Origin of the sequence: Pedobacter ginsengisoli, from assembly GCF_002736205.1 — a bacterium.
In the GTDB taxonomy this organism is placed as follows: domain Bacteria; phylum Bacteroidota; class Bacteroidia; order Sphingobacteriales; family Sphingobacteriaceae; genus Pedobacter; species Pedobacter ginsengisoli_A.
Genome location: NZ_CP024091.1, coordinates 2,429,353 through 2,446,926, shown reverse-complemented (window position 1 = coordinate 2,446,926; position 17,574 = coordinate 2,429,353). Strand labels below are relative to the sequence as shown.

Below are 17,574 nucleotides of genomic sequence, written 5' to 3'. Positions count from 1 at the left end.
ATTCTATTTGTCGTTAGGACGGGTTGTGTATACGTGATATTTTTCGGCAACTTCCCAAAGTTTAGCACCTCCTTTGATGCCATCTTTATTGGTTACCAGGTGAATGTTGTGGTCAAGTTCAAAAGTAATGTGTTTTGAGTTTCCACCACCTATATATAAGGTATCGTAATTGAATACTGTTTTATAGATTTGAATTATTCGTTGCAAGCGCTCATTCCAGTCTTTCTTGCCAATTTTTTCAAAAGCTTTGGTTCCTATATAATCATCATAGTCTTTTGTTTTTGTTACAGGCAAATGAGCCAGTTCAAAATGGGGGAGAAGCTCGCCATCAAATACAAGTGCGGTACCAAAGCCGGTACCTACAGTAAATACGATTTCGAAGCCAATTCCGCTTACAATTCCAAGAGCTTGCTGATCTGCATCGTTAATTAACCTAACAGGCCTGTTAAATAGGTTGCTTACCTGCTGAGCAAGGTTAACATTGGTCCATTTGTTTTTAGCCAGGTTTGGAGCGGTTTCTACTTTGCCGCATTTAACATATCCGGGAAAGCCGATTGATATCCTGTCAAAACTGTCCTCAAGTGAGGATACCAGTTCTTTAATGGTTTTAATCACTTCCTCAGGAGTCGAGTTTTTTGGAGTAGGGAGTTTTTCGAATTCAGATAGTAGGTCTCCTTTTGAACTTAGTATACAAGCTTTAATACTGGTGCCACCTATATCTATCGATAATATGTTATTTCCACTTTCTTTTTTTTGCTTAACTGGCATATCTGTTTTGTGTAAAGGGCCTGTCTTTTTTAATATAGTTCAAAATAACAAATTTTCATCCATTAAAAAGGCCTTGTTAACGTATTTATATTTTAATAATTACTACAACGTGATAATTGCTGTGTAAGGGTATACATATAAAGTATAGGATACGGGTTTAAGTGCGAAAACAAACGTTTGCGACTATAACGTTGTAGTATTGCTTTATCGATTAAACAGGCCTTAATAGGCAATCGAATGCGGTTATGTAAATTTGTGTAAAAAAAATGATGTAAAAGATTTGGAATTTAAATTTTCTTTCGTATTATTGTTAGAGATAATCGATTTAGCACCATAAGTCATTGTCGGGAAACCAAATACTAACCTAATAAGCCAAACTATGAATCAAACTTTTACAAGAAATCTATGTGGTGAGTTCTCACAGCATAATGACAATTTTTTTTCTGGGCAGTATGTGCCGCTGTTAAATCCGGAGGCTAGGCTTGTGATCTTATGATCGCGGATATAGCTAGCTAAAACGTTTTAAACATATTTTATTTTTTTTACTTGTTGCTGTTCGGTCTACCTGGTCGGCAGACGAGCTGGCATCGTAGTATCTAAGATTTGATCTGTGAATTTCTATAAAATCAAATAAAAAAGGTTTTCAATCAGTTAATACTTAATTGTCTGTTATGCGCTTTATTGCAAATATAACTTTCCTGGGTTTGTTGTGTTCATCAACATGTTCTTTTGGTAATGCCGCTAGGTCTGCCTGTATGTCGGATGTTTCATCTTTTAAGATGAACTTTCAACAACAGACTGATTCTGCAGAAGAGGATTCTACCAAACTTAAAGTAGACACAACACGCTTTCAGCCTAAGTCCAAGAGGACCGTTTTCTCGGCGTTAGAATCTAAAGGGAATGATGTCGATCCTAAAAAGCTCGCTATTTTTCCTGCGTTTACATTGCAGCAGTATTTAAAAGGCGAAGCTGCAGGTCTTTATGTTCAGGAGCCATCTGGTGAGCCAGGTACGGTTCAGAACATGTTTATACGCGGAACATCACAACCGCTTGTATCGCCACGCGAACAATTTGCTACACAACCGCTTGTTGTTTTAGATGGGATACCTCTAGTTGGAGAGCATCCTTTTGCTTATGACATCCAACAATTCAAATTTGATAGAATTGGTCCGGCAACAAATACGCTTGCCAATATCAATATGGATAATATTGAGTCCGTTCAGATCCTTAAAGATCTTGGATCAACTTCTGTTTATGGGCCAAAAGGAGTGAATGGAGTGATTTTGCTTACCAGCAAAAAAAACTCAACTGTTAGAAAAATTAATTTCGAATCGCATATAGGGGTAGCCCAGCCAAGCGGTGTAACTACTGTAAATGGTAGATTCGAAAATGACTTTAGAAGGCAGTTTTATGATAAATACACTGCAAACGGAAGTTATTCGGAAAATGATTCTTATCCTCTTTATCTGAGTGACTCTTTAAATAATGACTTTTTCGGGCCAGCCAACTGGAACGATAAATATTATGGTAGTGCATTGTCGTATTCTGTAAATGCCGGAATCTCTGGTGGTAGTGAAAGGGCTAACTTCCGTTTTGGTGTTGGTACTACCACAAGTGGTGGAGTAGCTGATAACACTGGTGCTGATCGCTACAATACTCGTTTCCAGATTAACATGAGGCCAACCGACTGGATGGCATTTACTGCTATTATTAATGCAAATCGTGTTGATCGTCAACGAAATAGGAATGTTAGAGACAGATTGTCTCAAGTAAACTATATACCGGATTTAAGTTCGCCGGTTGCACCTAACAAAACGAAATATTCTGAGTATCTGGCTCAATTCGATAAGGGATTTGATGATAACAGATCTAATATTGTTGAAGGGTTGGTTAGATTAGGGATAGATCTAGGTAAGTTTAAGTTCAACACAACTTTCGGATTAGATCATAATGAAGGCTACAGGGATATATTCTATCCTAGAACATTGCTTCAAACAACAAACTATGCGTCAAACTATTATGGTTATAGCAGAAGGGTATTTTTCGATAATACCGCTACTTATGATCTGAAAATAAATGATGTTCATACTTTTAATTTTGTTGTTGGTTCTTCATTTCAATATGATACTTATAAATATAACTATGCTTACGCTTATAAGGGATCTAATGACTTCGTGAAATTGAACTTACTACAAAGTGATCCAAATAGAAGTGATTATTTGGAGCCTTTTGTATTTAGAAGAGAGCTTGTTTGGAAATTTTTAGATAAAACCAGAAACAATCAAATTTCATTTACTGGAAAAGCAAGTTACAACTACAAAGAGATTTATACTTTCTCTGCAATGTTGCGTGCTGATGCATCATCAAACCAGCAGCCAACCAATCGTTGGTTCTATTCTCCAATACTTTCGGGAAGCTGGAACATGAAAAAAGATTTTCTTGAAACAAACGATTTTGTTTCAGATTTGAATTTACGCGCGAGTGTTGGACGTATGGGCAGAGCAGAATTGTTCGATAATTATGCTCAGGGTCCTCAGTATACGGCCTTTATTGGTTTTACAGGTAACTTAATTGCACCTGGTTATAACGGATTTGGAACATTAACAAGACCTTATAATGCTGGGGCTATTCCTTATGGTTTAGAGTGGGCATATCAGGATCAGCTAAATGTTGGTGTTGACGCTGCTTTCCTAAAGAATAGAATAAGAGCTTCTGTTGATGTATATGCTAAAGAAGATAAAAATCAACTATTAGGAGTTCCGGGAGCTGCTGAGTACGGTTATACTACAATTATCAGAAATGGTATGTCTATATCAAACACTGGTGTAGATGTTGCTTTAGCTGCCGATATCTTGCCTTCAACTCAAAAGGTTTCATGGACATCATCTCTTAATTTAAACTTCAATAAAAATAAATTAAAAGCATTGCCAGGTGGTTTATCTGAACTTATTATTGGCGACAGACTTTTAAAAGTTGGAGAATCTGTAGATAGCTATTGGTTATTAAAGAACGAAGGTATTTTTAATACAGATGCTGAAGTTCCGGTAGGAGCAAATGGCCAAAAAATGAGCTACAATGCAATTACTTTAAAAGCAGGAGATCCTATCTGGAAAGACCTTAACAATGATAACATCATTAACAATAGTGACAGAACCTTGATGGGACATGCACTTCCGCTTGTTTCTGGTGGTTTTAACAACGAGTTTGGTTATGGAAACTGGTCGCTTGCTGTAAATATGTATTTCAACCTGGGAAGAGATTTAATAAATCAGGAAATGGCTAACCGTTTTGATTTTGTTAATCGTGAAGGTTTAAATAACATCAACTCTGTTAGAGAGGTTACTTTCTGGGAGAAACGTGGCGATTATTCAAAATATCCATTGTATAACCCATGGAGTTCAGCAGCCCCTTATCAGGCCAATCAGGATATATTTCTTGAAGATGCATCATTCTTAAAATTGAGAACTGTGTCGTTAGGTTATGATTTAACCAAGCTGATGAAAAAGAAAATGCCAAGGCTTGAAAGATTTTATGTTTATGGTAGTGTGTATAATGTTTTCACCCTTACTAAATATACAGGGCAAGATCCTGAGCTTGTAAATTATACAGGTTACGATTCGGGATATGGAATTCAAATTCCTAGAACGTATATGCTGGGTGTTAAAATGGATTTTTAATTCGATATCACACATAAACAAATAATATTAAGTACCATTTAAAATAGACGAAATGAAAAAAATAGTTTTGCTGAGTCTTATCTTTTTTGCCCTGGTAACGGGTGGCTGTAAAAAAGCGCTAGATATAAACTCAACCCGTGTGGTAAATGAACAGAACTCCTGGAATAATATGGAAGATTCCAGAGCTAAACTGCTTGGGGTATATGGGTTAACCAGAGCAGCATTAGCGGATAACAATGGCCATTGGATATATGGCGATGTACGGATGGGGAATTTCGATAGCCCCCTGCGTCAAGATCTAAAAGCAATTATAAGAAACGATCTGAAAGCGGCATATCCGGTTGTCCAGGAACTTTCGAACTGGAGAAGGTTTTATGCAATTATTAATGCGGCAAACATTTTTCTTGAAAGAATCCACGAGGTTAAAGAGAAAGATGCCAGATATACCGATAACAATATGACAGTAGATGTTGCACAAGTGAGATTTTTGCGTGCATTTGCTTACTTCTATATGGTTAGAATTTGGGGCGATGTACCTTTTATTACTTCATCGCGAGATGGTCAATTTGAAAATATGAAAAGATCTGATCGTAATGCGATTATGGAGTTTGTTCAGGCTGAAATGATAGCAGCCGCTGATCTGTTACCTTACAGATATAGTGCTGATGATATTCAACAGCCTGGCCAATATTATAATGAGGGACAAGGAAGATGGAATGGAACATTGGTGAGGAAATTAAGTGCTTATGCAGTTGCGGCTCAGGTAGCGGCCTGGCAAGGGAAATATGCTGATGTAACAGTATATACCAAAATTGTGCTTGATAACTTCCCTAAAGCAGCAATGTCTTATAATTCAACTGATTATATCTCAAACCGCAGAGGACTTTTCTTTGATAAGAATAATAATCAATTATTAGGTTTTGGATTTATTTTCGGTCATCAGGATGCTACATTTTCAGGTAACATTGAATCTTTAACACTTGCGGAGCCAATTGTAAATAAGAATCTGCCAGATATTTATGTACCAAAGGATTCTATATTATCAATATTTAAAGAAGCTAATGATGGCAGGTTTAATATTGATAGTAATGGAGTTACTCACTCTCAGCTTTATTTCACAAATTTCCTAGGAAAATATCCAATCTTTAGTAAGATCAAATGTATGCAGGATGGATCATCCGACCCGACTTTCAGAATCTTTTCAAGTGCTATACTTTTTACCAGGTTGGAAGATGTTACTTTATTAAGAGCTGAGGCTCTAGCTGTTCTGGGAGAAAGACAAGGAGCAATTGATGCACTCAATATAGTAAGGGCATTTAGATATAATGTGGATAACGTAGGTGCTACAAATAGTTCTTATATCCCTTACTCACCTGAGCGTAGTGGAAATCTTATTGATGCGATTTTTAATGAGCGTAACAAGGAATTTATGGGAGAAGGTTACCGATGGTTTGATTTGGTGAGGTATCATAAAATTGTTCAGAAAGATCCGAAGTTTATGAATTTGATTAATTCAGGTGGTATTTACTGGCCTATTGATCAAGCACTTATTGACCAGAATCCTCAGTTGGTACAAAACTCCTATTGGAAATAACTAAACATTAATAGATATGAAAAAATCAAATTTATATAGTAGATATTTAATAGCATTCTTGTTTAGTGCCATAATATTTCAAGCTGGCTGTAAGAAAGAAAAAGGCTATTACTCTACCCAGGATATCAATTCAGGTACCTCCTTAAACATTTATGATTACCTGAAAAGTAAACCAGGAGTTTATGATTCATTACTACTGGTGATTGATAAACTTAAAATGAAAAGCATTCTTACTGATAGCAGTGTATCTGTGTTTGCGGTTTCCAATCCTAGTTTTCAGCTGGCAATTAGAAACTTAAATGACACAAGAAGGGCAAATGGTAAGAGAGCCATCTATTTAACTGAATTGGCATCCGGGTTTGCACCGGCTTTAGCTGATCTTGAAAAAGCAAAAAATGATAGCGCTCACTTGGATACCATGGTGTCCAGGTATATCGTGAAAGGACTCTTTAAATCTACAGACTTTTCTTTAGGCGATGGCCGGGAGCTGCTTAGTGTACGTGGTGATTATCCGATGCATGGTAAACGTCAGTATGCTGATGCTCAGGGTATGCAGAATGGTGGCCCAGAGGTAATTGAGTTTGCCAATACAAAAAGAAGTGTGTTTACCCCGAACTGGGCATTTGCTTATACAAGTTCAGTAAACATCCAGGCAAAGAATGGGATTGTGCATTTAATACAGCCAGATCATGTGTTTGGATATGATGAGTTTGCAAGACGACTTACATTTATACCGCCACCAACAAACCTGTTTAAAAAGGTTTTAGGTAAAATGGAGGTTAAATTTAATAACCCTGATTATAAAGATGGGACCGTTAATCCGGGAGAGAAATTTATCAAACTGTTTGATGATAACGTGTTGACCAAGTTTATCTGTCATTTCAATGTTCAGAATGTTAAACCGGTTACTTTCTTATGGCATCCAGTTACTCCTGTAGTATCAAATGTTTACACATTAACTTCAGCAAACGACTCAAAAGAATACTCTCGTAATCCTAAGTCATGGAGAGTTGAAGGATCTCAGGATGAAGTAAACTGGACCTTATTAGACACCAGACAGGATATGGTATTTGAATCTAACTTCCAGAATAAGGTTTATGACTTTAATAATGAGGTTGCTTATTTGCACTACCGTATTGTCTTCTTAAGTAATACTGGTGACGATTTATTCCAATTGTCTGAATGGACTATGAACTTTAGGACAATTTACAAATGATAAAGAGCGATAAAATTAAATTGACAAATGTTATGCACAACATATTAAAATATAGAGTAGTTCTATTTTTGGCCGTGATAATTACATTTTCGGGTTGTAGGAAGATTTTTGACTTGCCTGACGAAAAGGATTACTTAAGTACTAAAATGACTTATTTTACTTCGGAATTTTCTCCGACTTTAGGTCGGTTAAATCTATACCAAGGTATTTTTAATGCTGATAACTCGTCATTTCCTATGACCTTTGAAATTGTAAACGCAAGGTTTGGAGATGGTAGATCAGCAGATGATATGCTGGCCAAAAAACCAGTTTTGGTATGGACTCAGGAATATACCGGAAATGAAAAAAGTCTGGCTGAAATTGAAGCAAAAAGAAAGATTGAAGAACGCCCAATGCTAGAAGTAAGACCTTCTGGTGATATTATTGTTTGGCCTTCTGCTACAAGTGAGGTATTTAAGCCAAGAGATTCTGTTACTTACCCTCAGGATATCAGGTATTTTGATATAAAGGTTAAGAATTCAGGAGGTACCAGGATTATTAAAAATCTTTCTGTGATTCCGTACAGAGAGATTCCATATTTCCCTGCGGATGACATTAACAGATATAGTGGTAAGCCAAATACCACAACACCAAATGGAACTGCGTTGCAACATATCTTTCCTGTAATATTCGGAATGATAGGGGAAGGTACAAATGCAGAATTGAAAGCCAATGGTGGTGGACAAAGTGGACTTGTATATACTTATATCAGGAAAGTACCTGATGGCACAGGTAATTCATTAAGATTTAAATTTTTGAACAAGGATTCAGTGGCTATTAACCCGGCTAAGTTTAATGAAACTAAATGGGATCAATTAGTTCACGGTTTTAACATGGAAAAAACAAGCGAGTATGTAAAGTACGACGTTGCATATCCAATTCCAGTGGCAAGAATTCCTACACGATTTACATCTGGAGGTGTAACAAATACTGGTGGTGGATTTACCGCACATGTTGAATTTGTTTATTCTAGAATAGGGTTTGGAGGCCGAAGAGAACAAGGGGTGATTTCGCAAGAGTTTGCCATTTATGAAAAGGGCGATTGGGAAATTGTATTTCACTTTAAAACTGTGAATCCAAAATTTGAAGACGAATAGAAATGTTAATGATAAAAATTAATACAATGAGAAAACAAGTAATTCTGCTATCGATTTTTTTCAGCTGCATTTTTCTATGCAAGGATTTGGTGGCGCAAACAAAGAAAGTAACTGTTAGTGGTACAGTAGTAGACGGAGGATCTAAAGAGACAATGGTTGGTGTTAGTGTTGCCACCGGTAAACCACTTAAAGTACTTACCCAAACTGATGGCAAAGGCCATTATTCGGTAAGTGTTGATGAAGGTGCAACTTTAGTGTTTACATATGTTAGTTATGGAACAAGAACTATTACTTTAAAAGCGGGTCAAACTACATTGAATGTAACGCTTAAAGAGGATAATAAAACAATGGAAGAGGTTGTAATTCGTGGTTACCAAAAAAGAACCAGAGAGGTAACAACCGGTTCATCATTTATAGTTTCTGGTAAAGAAGTACAAGATGTTCCTGTATCAAACGTTGAACAACTATTGCAAGGTAAAGTTGCGGGTTTAAATATCCAGTTAAATACCGGTGCTCCTGGTTTACGTGGTACAATAAATATTCGTGGTTTATCAACCATTAGTACAACGGGATCTGGAAATGAGACTTTCCTTCAACCAACTTCACCATTATATGTTATCGATGGAGTACCTATGGATGCAGATAAAGCATCTGAGTATGGATTCCAACAGCAAGGACCTGGTGTAAGTCCGATTTCATTGATTCCTCAGGAAGATATTGCCAGTATTGAGGTATTGAAAGATGCGACAGCAACAGCGTTGTATGGTTCAAGAGGTGCCTATGGTGTAATTTTAATACAAACTGTGCGTGGAAATTCTGAAATTCCTCGTATCCGTTACACCGGCAACTTTTACATGAATGCAATTCCGAAGTTGCGTAATATTCTGGGCGGTAATAATGAACGTGAATTGAAATTATATCAGATCAATACCTATGGTAGGTTTAGAGATCAGTTTATGATATCAAATACGCCTTTCCTGGCTGATAGTTTGAACCCTTATTATAACAATTCAACTGACTGGCAAGGAGTTTTTTATCAAAATACTTATAACCAGACTCATAACATTCAGTTAGACGGTGGTGATAGCAAGTTTAGCTATAAAACCAACTTAAGTTACTTTTCTGACAAGGGTATTATCAAAAATACTGGTTTTGACAGATACAGTTTAAACATGAATATGGATTACAAACCAACTAGCAGAATTAGTTTCTTTGGATCTATAAGAGGTAATGTTGGTAAAATTAAAAAGGCAAATGGGGTAGGGCTTTTGCAAACGGGAGTTGCGTCTGACGGGCAAAAATCTTCTTTACTGCCCGGCCCTTCATTCTTTCAGGCAACCAGTAGTGTATTGTCTGCCTTACAGACAAATACAGATGCGGGTCCTAAGAACTTAAATACATACATTGAAGGACGCTATGAGTTAATCCCAGGATTGAATTTAACCTCGGCAGCTAGTTATGATTATAACGTAGATACAGAGGATACTTTTACACCGGCAGCGGCTAACAATCAGTTTGCTAAGATTTACTCTCTTTATGGATATACTTCGCAGTTGTACAATAGGAATAATGCGTCGTACACCAGATCTTTTAATGATAAACACAACTTCTTCCTTAACCTTTTTAGTGAGATGTATGTTAAAAAGGGACAATCTAGTATTACAAGATTAGAAAGATCGCCAAATGATCAATTCCAGGGACCATTAGGTTATGATGGTTATTACTCTAGAGGTGGTGGTATTTTAACTACTTTTTATGATCAGAACCAAATCTCATTTGCAGCGGCTTTTACCTATGATTTTGAGAAAAAATACATTTTTGACTTAACTTACCGTATTGATGGTACATCGAATAGTGGAAATAAAGATCCATATTCAAAAAACCCTTCCGTTGGTTTAAAATGGAACTTTAATAAAGAAAATTGGCTTAAAGATATTAAATGGCTAAATTATGGTGATATCAGGATAACTGGTGGTAAAAATATCTTTCCAGTTGGTAGCCTTGTTGATATCTATGGAAAATATACTCCTAGAGGTTTCTACAATAATAATCCACGTGTAGGAATTGAGTATGGATCCGTACCTAATCCATTACTTAAACCAAAAAATGTAACGCAATTTAACATTGGTATGGACTTAGGTTTATTCAATGGAAAACTAGATGTGATTTTTGATACATACTATAAAAAAGTTGACAATGAGTTGTTTACCAGTATGTTGTCTAATACGCTTGCTTTTAATAATTTTACCAGTAATGATGCTGCTTTGTCAAATTATGGATATGAGTTGTCTTTCACTAGCAGACCTTTATCTAAAGAAAGTAAATTTAACTGGACAGTATCAGTAAACGGAGCATGGAACAATGACGTTTTAACAAAGCTTCCTGCAGAATATAATGGACAGTTTATTCAATTTGATGGTGGTAAATATGCACAACATCTGGCTAAAAGAGTTGGAAGAAATTCATTAGCCAACTTTTTATTTGTAAATCAAGGGGTGTATGATAACACAAGCGATGTGCCAATTGATCCTGTGACTGGATTTAGACTTCGAAATAATGGTTCCGGTGATTTCCTAAATTCTTTCCAGGGGGGTGATACGCGTTTTTTTGATGCCAACGGCGATTATGTTATAGATACAAGAGATTTGCAAGTTGTAGGTAATACGCAACCGGTATTAACAGGCGGTATGTCTAACACATTAAGCTATACTATGCCATCTGGTTCTACACTTTCTCTTAATATCTATGCAACCTATACTGCAAAACGATCTATTTTAAATAATGCACTTGCAGATAGATTGAGATTGCTTAGCAATCCATTTGGTCTTGATGCAGTTGTTCCTGTAAATGACTTAAATATGTGGACAGGGCTAGGCTCTACCAATGCAAGATTTGCGAATGCTTATGATTATGCTCATAATGCTTTTGTGAATAATTATAGATATGAACAAACACTTTGGATGGAGACTGGAAGTTACTTCAAAATTAACCAGATTACACTTTCGTATGCATTTGCTAAAAAAATGGCCAGACGTATCGGTTTAAACAACATTCGTACTTTCCTTTCGGCAAGTAACATTATCACATTTTCACCTTATTCAGGTCCAAACCCAGAGGGGGTTACTGCTATCGGTAGAGATGGTTCTAATGGTTATCCTGTTCCTCGTGTATATAATCTTGGTTTTAACGTAGAATTTTAATTGAAGTCACAAAACTAATAAGACATGAAAAAATATATTATTTGCTTATTTATTATTGTAAGCGCTTCACAATATGGCTGTAAGAAATTCTTGGATATTACACCCATAGATAAACTTACTGGAAATAACTTTTACAAGACTAAGGAGGATATGGAAGCAAATATCACCGATATGTACGGTGAGTTATTTGATAAATATACCAGAACATCTTTTGCCGGAGCAACCGGAGAATTTCGCTCAGGAGAAGTAATTCCTGCTGCAGAAGGTGGTGCTGGCCGCTCAGCTTCAGCATTAATTGGTGGGCATACTCGTCAAACTCCAAACCCTCAAGGGAGTACGGATAAACAGAATGTTCCCTTGACAACTGTTAATGATAGGTACCTGTTGGCAGCTTTAGCTACAGGAACGGCGTGGGATGGTTATAATTTTAGAGATTTAATGAGATGGGATGAATACTATAGGGTGATACAATCTGCCAATCTAATGATTAGTAAGATTGACGATGGTATTGCGGCCCTTACAGCTGAAGAGTCTAAACGCTACAAAGCTGAAGCCAAATTTATACGCTGCTTTTGTTACTTTCAATTGGTTCGTTTATATGGAGATGTTGTTTATTATACAAACGCGTTTCAAAAAGATCCTTTGCCAAGGGAAAATATGGTAGCTGTTATAAAAAATTGTATTGCTGATCTTAAGGATTTTAGAAATGATTTGCCTACAACTTTTACAGATCCATCTATGAGAGGTGTTAGGGCAAGCAAAGGTGCTGCAATTGGCTTGTTGATGAATATGAATATGTGGAATGCAGGATTTGACATTGCAAACAGGACTTCATATTACCAGGAAACTGCGGCTTTGGGTAAAGAAATTATGGATAGTAAAGCTTTCCGCTTACTTCCTATCAATGAATGGGCTAAAGTTGTAAAAGGCCGTTCAGAGGAGAGTCTTTTTGAGCTGTTTAGAACACTGAACTATAACCAGGATTTAAATGACCCATTTGCACAAGCGAATGCTTATTCTCCATTTGGAGATGCATTTATCCATTTTCCTTACAAGCAGCCTGAGTATACTCACAGATATAGTTATTCTGTATTTTCAACTGAATACATGAGAAAGCTTTATCCTGATGAATCTGATTTGAGATTAACGGTATGGTTTGTTGCTCCATTTGATCAAAATGCATCCACTTTTCAGTTAAGGAAATTTGCGTTAAATACTTTTGCCGACGCCAATAATCCAAATCTGGATTTAAACCCAGATAATACTTACCTGATTATGCGTTATTCGGATGCTGTTTTATTACGTGCCGAAGCATTGGCTAATCTGACTCCAGATGATCCGACAGCTATAGAGTGCTTAAATTTAATAAGAGGTAGAGCTGTGGCACCGCCTTACCCTACCGGAAGTGGAGATGGAAATTTGAAGGATGCTATCTTTTTGGAAAGATCTAAAGAATTAATGGGAGAGGGAAGTCGTTATTTTGACCTGGTTAGAACTAAAAGAGTGTTAAGCAAAGAGTGGACAGATAATCCATTAACCTCTGATAAGTTTAACAGGGGTGGTTGGACATGGCCAATTCATCCTGATGCATTGTTTAATAATCCTAAAATGAGTTTGAATACCTATTGGATCGGGACAGGGCTTTAATTTAAATTATAGATATACATGAAAAATATTATTAAACGATACTTTAAACCTGCCGCAATATTATCAATCTTGCTGGCCATGGTAATTACCTCTTGTAAAAAAGATGAGTATTATAATGATGGTGGTAAAGCTAATCCGGTTTTTAACGGAAATATAATGCAGTATTTAGAGTCGAACCCTAAATTTGACACTATAGCTCAGATTGTAAAACTGGCTGGTATGGAAGATGTTTTTAAAAATGAGAACATTACTTTCTTTGCGCCTACGGATGAAGTGATCAGACGCACCATTGGTTTGGTAAATACACCTATACCGGAATTAAGAGGTGGATTAAATCAAATATTATTTAATTCGGGAAGGGATACTTTGAAAACCCTTTCTGATGTTCAGCCAGCAATATGGCGGAAATTTTTGGGTAGGTATATTTATAAGGGATCCTATAGATTGAAAGACTATCCTCAAATTGATTTCGGATTGAGGGAATTGTTTCCAGGATCATATTATTATACCTATGATAATGACATTGCAAACATCGGTGTTGTTTATAATTCCGTAAATGGTGTTAAGTATGTAGGTTATCGCCAGTTAACTATTTCTTATCTGTGGGATCCTTCAAACCCAAATAATTTTAGCACTGTAGCAGTTGCGTCTTCAGATATACAACCAAGTAATGGTGTTGTACATGTGTTAGCAATTGGTATGGGAGACCCAATAGGGGAAGCGCCGAATGAATTTAGTGCGAATATATTCGGTTTTAACGTTGATTTTTTTAATGATGTATTATTCAGCAGGTAGGTTTATAATAGTTAAAATGTTAATAGAAATAATTTAAGATAAGCATATGAAATTTTTTAAATATATAAGTCTGTCAATGATCCTTGTAACAGCACTATTCAGTGGCTGTAAAGAAAAGGAGGCCTCATTTGAAGATCCTTATCAAGGTGGTATAGCCCCCTTGGGAATTAAGATAGACCGTCAGCAAATACCAGTTCCGGCTGTAGGTATGGCCGGAACCGTAATTACTTTTAAAGCAACTGGTTTGGTTCCGCATAAGGATAAAATTCAATTTTTGTTCAATGGTGAAAAGGCAGAGATTGTTGAAATCTCAGAAACTGGCATCAAAGCAAAAGTACCAGGAAGAGCAAGTTCAGGGGTTACATCATTTGTAATTGACGGGCAATTAGTATTCGGACCAAATTTTACCGTAACCGGTCTTGTTAAAAAAGATCCTACTTTTAAAGTAGTTGCAGGTACAGACGGAGGTATAGCTAAGATTTATCCGTTGACCGGAGGTAATTTATTGTTGTTAGGTGGTTTTACCAACTATGACAATAAGGGGATAGTAAAGCGAATTAACCGTATTGTAAGAATTTTTCCTGATGGAACCTGGGATCGTTCATTGCTGAGTGGAAGTGCTTCTACCGGAGATCTTTATGATATGGCAATCGTGAATAATCAGTGGTTTCTTGGAGGTGCCTTTAGTGGCTATGCTCAACGAGGAGGGATTAATAACCTAACTAGAGTAAGTAGCCAGGGAACTATTGATACCATGCTAGTAGAGACATATACAAAAAAACTGATTTATGTTCCAACATTTAATGGCGGAACTGATGCAGCAATTACCAATGTATATGCTTTTAATAATAAGATTATAGCATCGGGGAATTTTAGATATTATGTGTCTCGTCGTTATGACCAACCAAACAGACAATTAAAGGATAGTACAGTTATTGACACCACAGAGGTACGCCAGCTGGCACGTTTTAATCCAAATGGAACTTTAGATAAAACATGGAGATTCGATCCGAATGCTATAGGTTATGGTGGCGCTAAAGGTAAAAGCTTACCTGGATCTAATGGTTTTATCAAAACAATCATGCATACTGATGGAAAGATTTTGGTTTATGGTAACTTCACCAAGTTTGATGATGCTTCTGCTGGGTACATCACCCGTTTAAATGCTGATGGAACTATTGATGCGACTTTCAATCCTGGTGGAGCCGGAGCTGATTTTATTATAAGCCATGCCAGCTATAATGAAACTACCAAGAAATATCTGTTGTGCGGAACATTTAAGAAATTTAACGGAGTAACTTCAGAAAGCCTTGTTATGCTAAATTATGATGGTTCCGTTGATCAATCGTTTGTTCCTAAAAAGTTTGTTGGTGGGTATCCGAATTTTACTAAACAGCTGAGCGATGGTTTGTGCTTAATAGGTGGATATTTTAAAACTTATGATGGTGTGAACAGACAAGGTTTTCTTATTACAACAGATAAGGGCGAGATTGCTGAGGGATATAATAATGTGGGTAACTTGTTAGGCAGTATATTAGATGTATATGAGACCAAATCTGCTGATAACAAAAGAGCGCTATTGATTACAGGTTCATTCTTTGTTTTTGATAACGTTGAAACCAATAATATTATAAAGGTAACATTAGAAAATTGATTATATTAATACTATAATCCAGACATGAACCAAATGAATTATAAATTAAAGAATATGAAAAAGCATCAATTCAAATATCTTGTTAGTCTAACACTATGCTTGCTGGTGTTTGCAACATCCTGTAATAAGGATTTTAATAAAGTGATACCTGATGCGCCAGACAATGATGGAAATGTTACGTATAAGGTCCCTAAGGTTCTTTACCTTATTGTGGACGGAGCACGTGGCTCATCGGTTAGAGATGCAGGAACCACGACATTAAGAACACTTATTGATAGTGCGGTTTATACCTGGACCGGCTTAAGTGATAATACCAATTACACTGATGCAACAAATTGGACAGATATGTTAACTGGTGTAAAAAAGGAAAAGCATAATGTGCTAACGGAGGACTTTGCAGGTAATAAACTTGAAAACTATCCGGTTATATTTGAACGTATCAAATCTTTGAAACCAAGTTTTCGTATAGCATCTTTTGCTTCATCGGATGTCTTTAAAGGCAAATTAACTGATGGAACAGACGTAACGGAATCATTTGGAGGAAATGACGATGCGGTTACAGCAAGATTAGTTGATTTTGTGAAAACCGATACTGCTTCTCTTATAGTTGGACAGTTTAGTGGTGTTGAAAAGGCAGGAAAAGCTTCGGGATTTGACAATTCTTTCCCTGCCTATAAAGCAGCGATTAATAAGTTTGACGGTCAGGTAGGACAGATTTTAGCGTCTTTAAAATCAAGACCAACTTATAATAAAGAGAATTGGTTAGTTATTGTGACTTCAAACAAAGGTGGACAATTTACACTCCCTGTAGAGCAAGATGATAAAACGTTATTCAGTAACACTAATATCAACACCTTTACTATAATTTATAACAATAAATATAACCCTACTTTTATTGCAAGACCATTTTTAGGAAATACTTATTCAGGCTCTGCAATTAGATTTAAAGGAGATCCTGATAGAATTAAAGGAGTTGTTCAAGGACCTATAAACAGTGAATTTAATTTTGGACCTGATAATGATTTTACAGTTTCCGTAAAAATCAAAAAGGGAAAAACCAAAAATACTTCAAAAGGAGATTACTGGTATGAGTGGCCGTCTGTTTTAGGTAAAAGAAATAATAGCAGCTGGGGTCAGGCTGGATGGAATATTTGTTTGTTTTATAATGGCTGGCGCTTCTTTGGAGCAGGAGGTCAGGATAACTCAAATGGAGATGAAGTTGGTGGACTTGACTTTAGCGGTGATACATGGCATGATTTAACATTTGTTGTAGAGAAAAAAGCAGATGGCAGAAGGTATATTAGATTATATACTGATGGTGTAAAAGGTATTACAAACAATGGAGGTGGATTCAATGCAAGTCCTGCTACCCCTCACACAAATGACAGACAATTATCCGGATTTCCAAATTACAACAATAATGATCCTCTAACTGTAGGTTACGTTGGAGGTGATGTTAATGGCGATAGAGGGGTTATTAATGTTCAGTTGGCGGAGTTGAAAATTTGGAAAACAGCACTTTCTGAAACTATTATTAAGCAGTATTCTTGTGATCCTACTATGGAGGAAAGTCACCCGGCCTACGACTTTTTAGCTGGCTACTGGCCTATGGTTGACGGAACAGGAGGAACACTTAAAGATAACGGACCTTTTGCTGCAGATTTTAAATTAGAAGGAGCTTATAGTTGGGAAAAATTCACAGACTTGATGTGTTCTCCAAGCAACACGAATTTAGGTGTATTGGTTCCGAAAAACTCTGATATCCCTACGCAAATATTGAGCTGGTTTAATATTCCTAGACAAGAAAGTTGGGCATTGGACGGTAGAGTTTGGATAGCAAATTAATTTAAAACTTCCGGGAAATGATACTTTATTTCCCGGAAGTCT

10 protein-coding genes are annotated in these 17,574 nt (G+C 36.5%); 9 read left to right on the top strand and 1 reads right to left on the bottom strand.

Going from position 1 to position 17,574, the window contains the following annotated elements; translation table 11 throughout:
- Window positions 1–3: 3 nt before the first annotated feature.
- Window positions 4–768 carry an ROK family protein gene (locus CPT03_RS10070; protein ID WP_099438731.1) on the bottom strand — a complete coding sequence of 255 codons (765 nt, stop codon included), beginning with the start codon at window positions 766–768 and terminating at the stop codon, window positions 4–6.
- A gap of 779 nt (window positions 769–1,547) precedes the next feature.
- On the opposite strand from CPT03_RS10070, the gene CPT03_RS10065 reads away from it, so the two are divergent.
- Genes CPT03_RS10065 through CPT03_RS10025 form a run of 9 tightly spaced genes read left to right on the top strand, consistent with a single transcriptional unit; the run spans window position 1,548 to window position 17,532 of the window.
- A complete protein-coding gene (locus CPT03_RS10065) occupies window positions 1,548–4,445 on the top strand; it encodes a SusC/RagA family TonB-linked outer membrane protein (protein ID WP_245870018.1) in 2,898 nt (965 codons plus the stop codon).
- A gap of 52 nt (window positions 4,446–4,497) precedes the next feature.
- A complete protein-coding gene (locus CPT03_RS10060; protein WP_099438729.1) occupies window positions 4,498–6,039 on the top strand; it encodes a RagB/SusD family nutrient uptake outer membrane protein in 1,542 nt (513 codons plus the stop codon).
- 16 nt (window positions 6,040–6,055) lie between these two features.
- Window positions 6,056–7,255 carry a hypothetical protein gene (locus CPT03_RS10055; RefSeq protein WP_099438728.1) on the top strand — a complete coding sequence of 400 codons (1,200 nt, stop codon included), beginning with the start codon at window positions 6,056–6,058 and terminating at the stop codon, window positions 7,253–7,255.
- Between the two features lie 32 nt (window positions 7,256–7,287).
- Complete coding sequence (locus CPT03_RS10050; protein ID WP_099441072.1) at window positions 7,288–8,391, top strand: DUF5007 domain-containing protein; 1,104 nt, start codon at window positions 7,288–7,290, stop codon at window positions 8,389–8,391.
- Between the two features lie 26 nt (window positions 8,392–8,417).
- The gene (locus tag CPT03_RS10045; RefSeq protein WP_099441071.1) at window positions 8,418–11,591 is read left to right on the top strand and encodes a SusC/RagA family TonB-linked outer membrane protein; all 3,174 of its coding nucleotides are present in this window, start codon (window positions 8,418–8,420) and stop codon (window positions 11,589–11,591) included.
- Window positions 11,592–11,615: 24 nt separating this feature from the next.
- On the top strand, window positions 11,616–13,238 hold the full coding sequence (locus tag CPT03_RS10040) for a RagB/SusD family nutrient uptake outer membrane protein (protein WP_099438727.1): 1,623 nt from the start codon (window positions 11,616–11,618) through the stop codon (window positions 13,236–13,238).
- Window positions 13,239–13,256: 18 nt separating this feature from the next.
- Window positions 13,257–14,033, top strand: a complete 777-nt coding sequence (locus CPT03_RS10035; RefSeq protein WP_099438726.1) for a fasciclin domain-containing protein — start codon at window positions 13,257–13,259, stop codon at window positions 14,031–14,033.
- Between the two features lie 46 nt (window positions 14,034–14,079).
- A complete protein-coding gene (locus tag CPT03_RS10030; protein WP_099438725.1) occupies window positions 14,080–15,687 on the top strand; it encodes a DUF5008 domain-containing protein in 1,608 nt (535 codons plus the stop codon).
- 54 nt (window positions 15,688–15,741) lie between these two features.
- The gene (locus CPT03_RS10025; protein WP_157766403.1) at window positions 15,742–17,532 is read left to right on the top strand and encodes a DUF4983 domain-containing protein; all 1,791 of its coding nucleotides are present in this window, start codon (window positions 15,742–15,744) and stop codon (window positions 17,530–17,532) included.
- The last annotated feature ends 42 nt before the right edge of the window (window positions 17,533–17,574 follow it).

Coding starts and splice junctions, on each gene's coding strand:
- CPT03_RS10070 (WP_099438731.1), bottom strand. CDS start 768: ATGCCAGTTAAGCAAAAAAAAGAAAGTGGAAATAACATATTATCGATA.
- CPT03_RS10055 (WP_099438728.1), top strand. CDS start 6,056: ATGAAAAAATCAAATTTATATAGTAGATATTTAATAGCATTCTTGTTT.
- CPT03_RS10045 (WP_099441071.1), top strand. CDS start 8,418: ATGAGAAAACAAGTAATTCTGCTATCGATTTTTTTCAGCTGCATTTTT.
- CPT03_RS10035 (WP_099438726.1), top strand. CDS start 13,257: ATGAAAAATATTATTAAACGATACTTTAAACCTGCCGCAATATTATCA.
- CPT03_RS10065 (WP_245870018.1), top strand. CDS start 1,548: ATGAACTTTCAACAACAGACTGATTCTGCAGAAGAGGATTCTACCAAA.
- CPT03_RS10040 (WP_099438727.1), top strand. CDS start 11,616: ATGAAAAAATATATTATTTGCTTATTTATTATTGTAAGCGCTTCACAA.
- CPT03_RS10060 (WP_099438729.1), top strand. CDS start 4,498: ATGAAAAAAATAGTTTTGCTGAGTCTTATCTTTTTTGCCCTGGTAACG.
- CPT03_RS10025 (WP_157766403.1), top strand. CDS start 15,742: ATGAAAAAGCATCAATTCAAATATCTTGTTAGTCTAACACTATGCTTG.
- CPT03_RS10050 (WP_099441072.1), top strand. CDS start 7,288: ATGCACAACATATTAAAATATAGAGTAGTTCTATTTTTGGCCGTGATA.
- CPT03_RS10030 (WP_099438725.1), top strand. CDS start 14,080: ATGAAATTTTTTAAATATATAAGTCTGTCAATGATCCTTGTAACAGCA.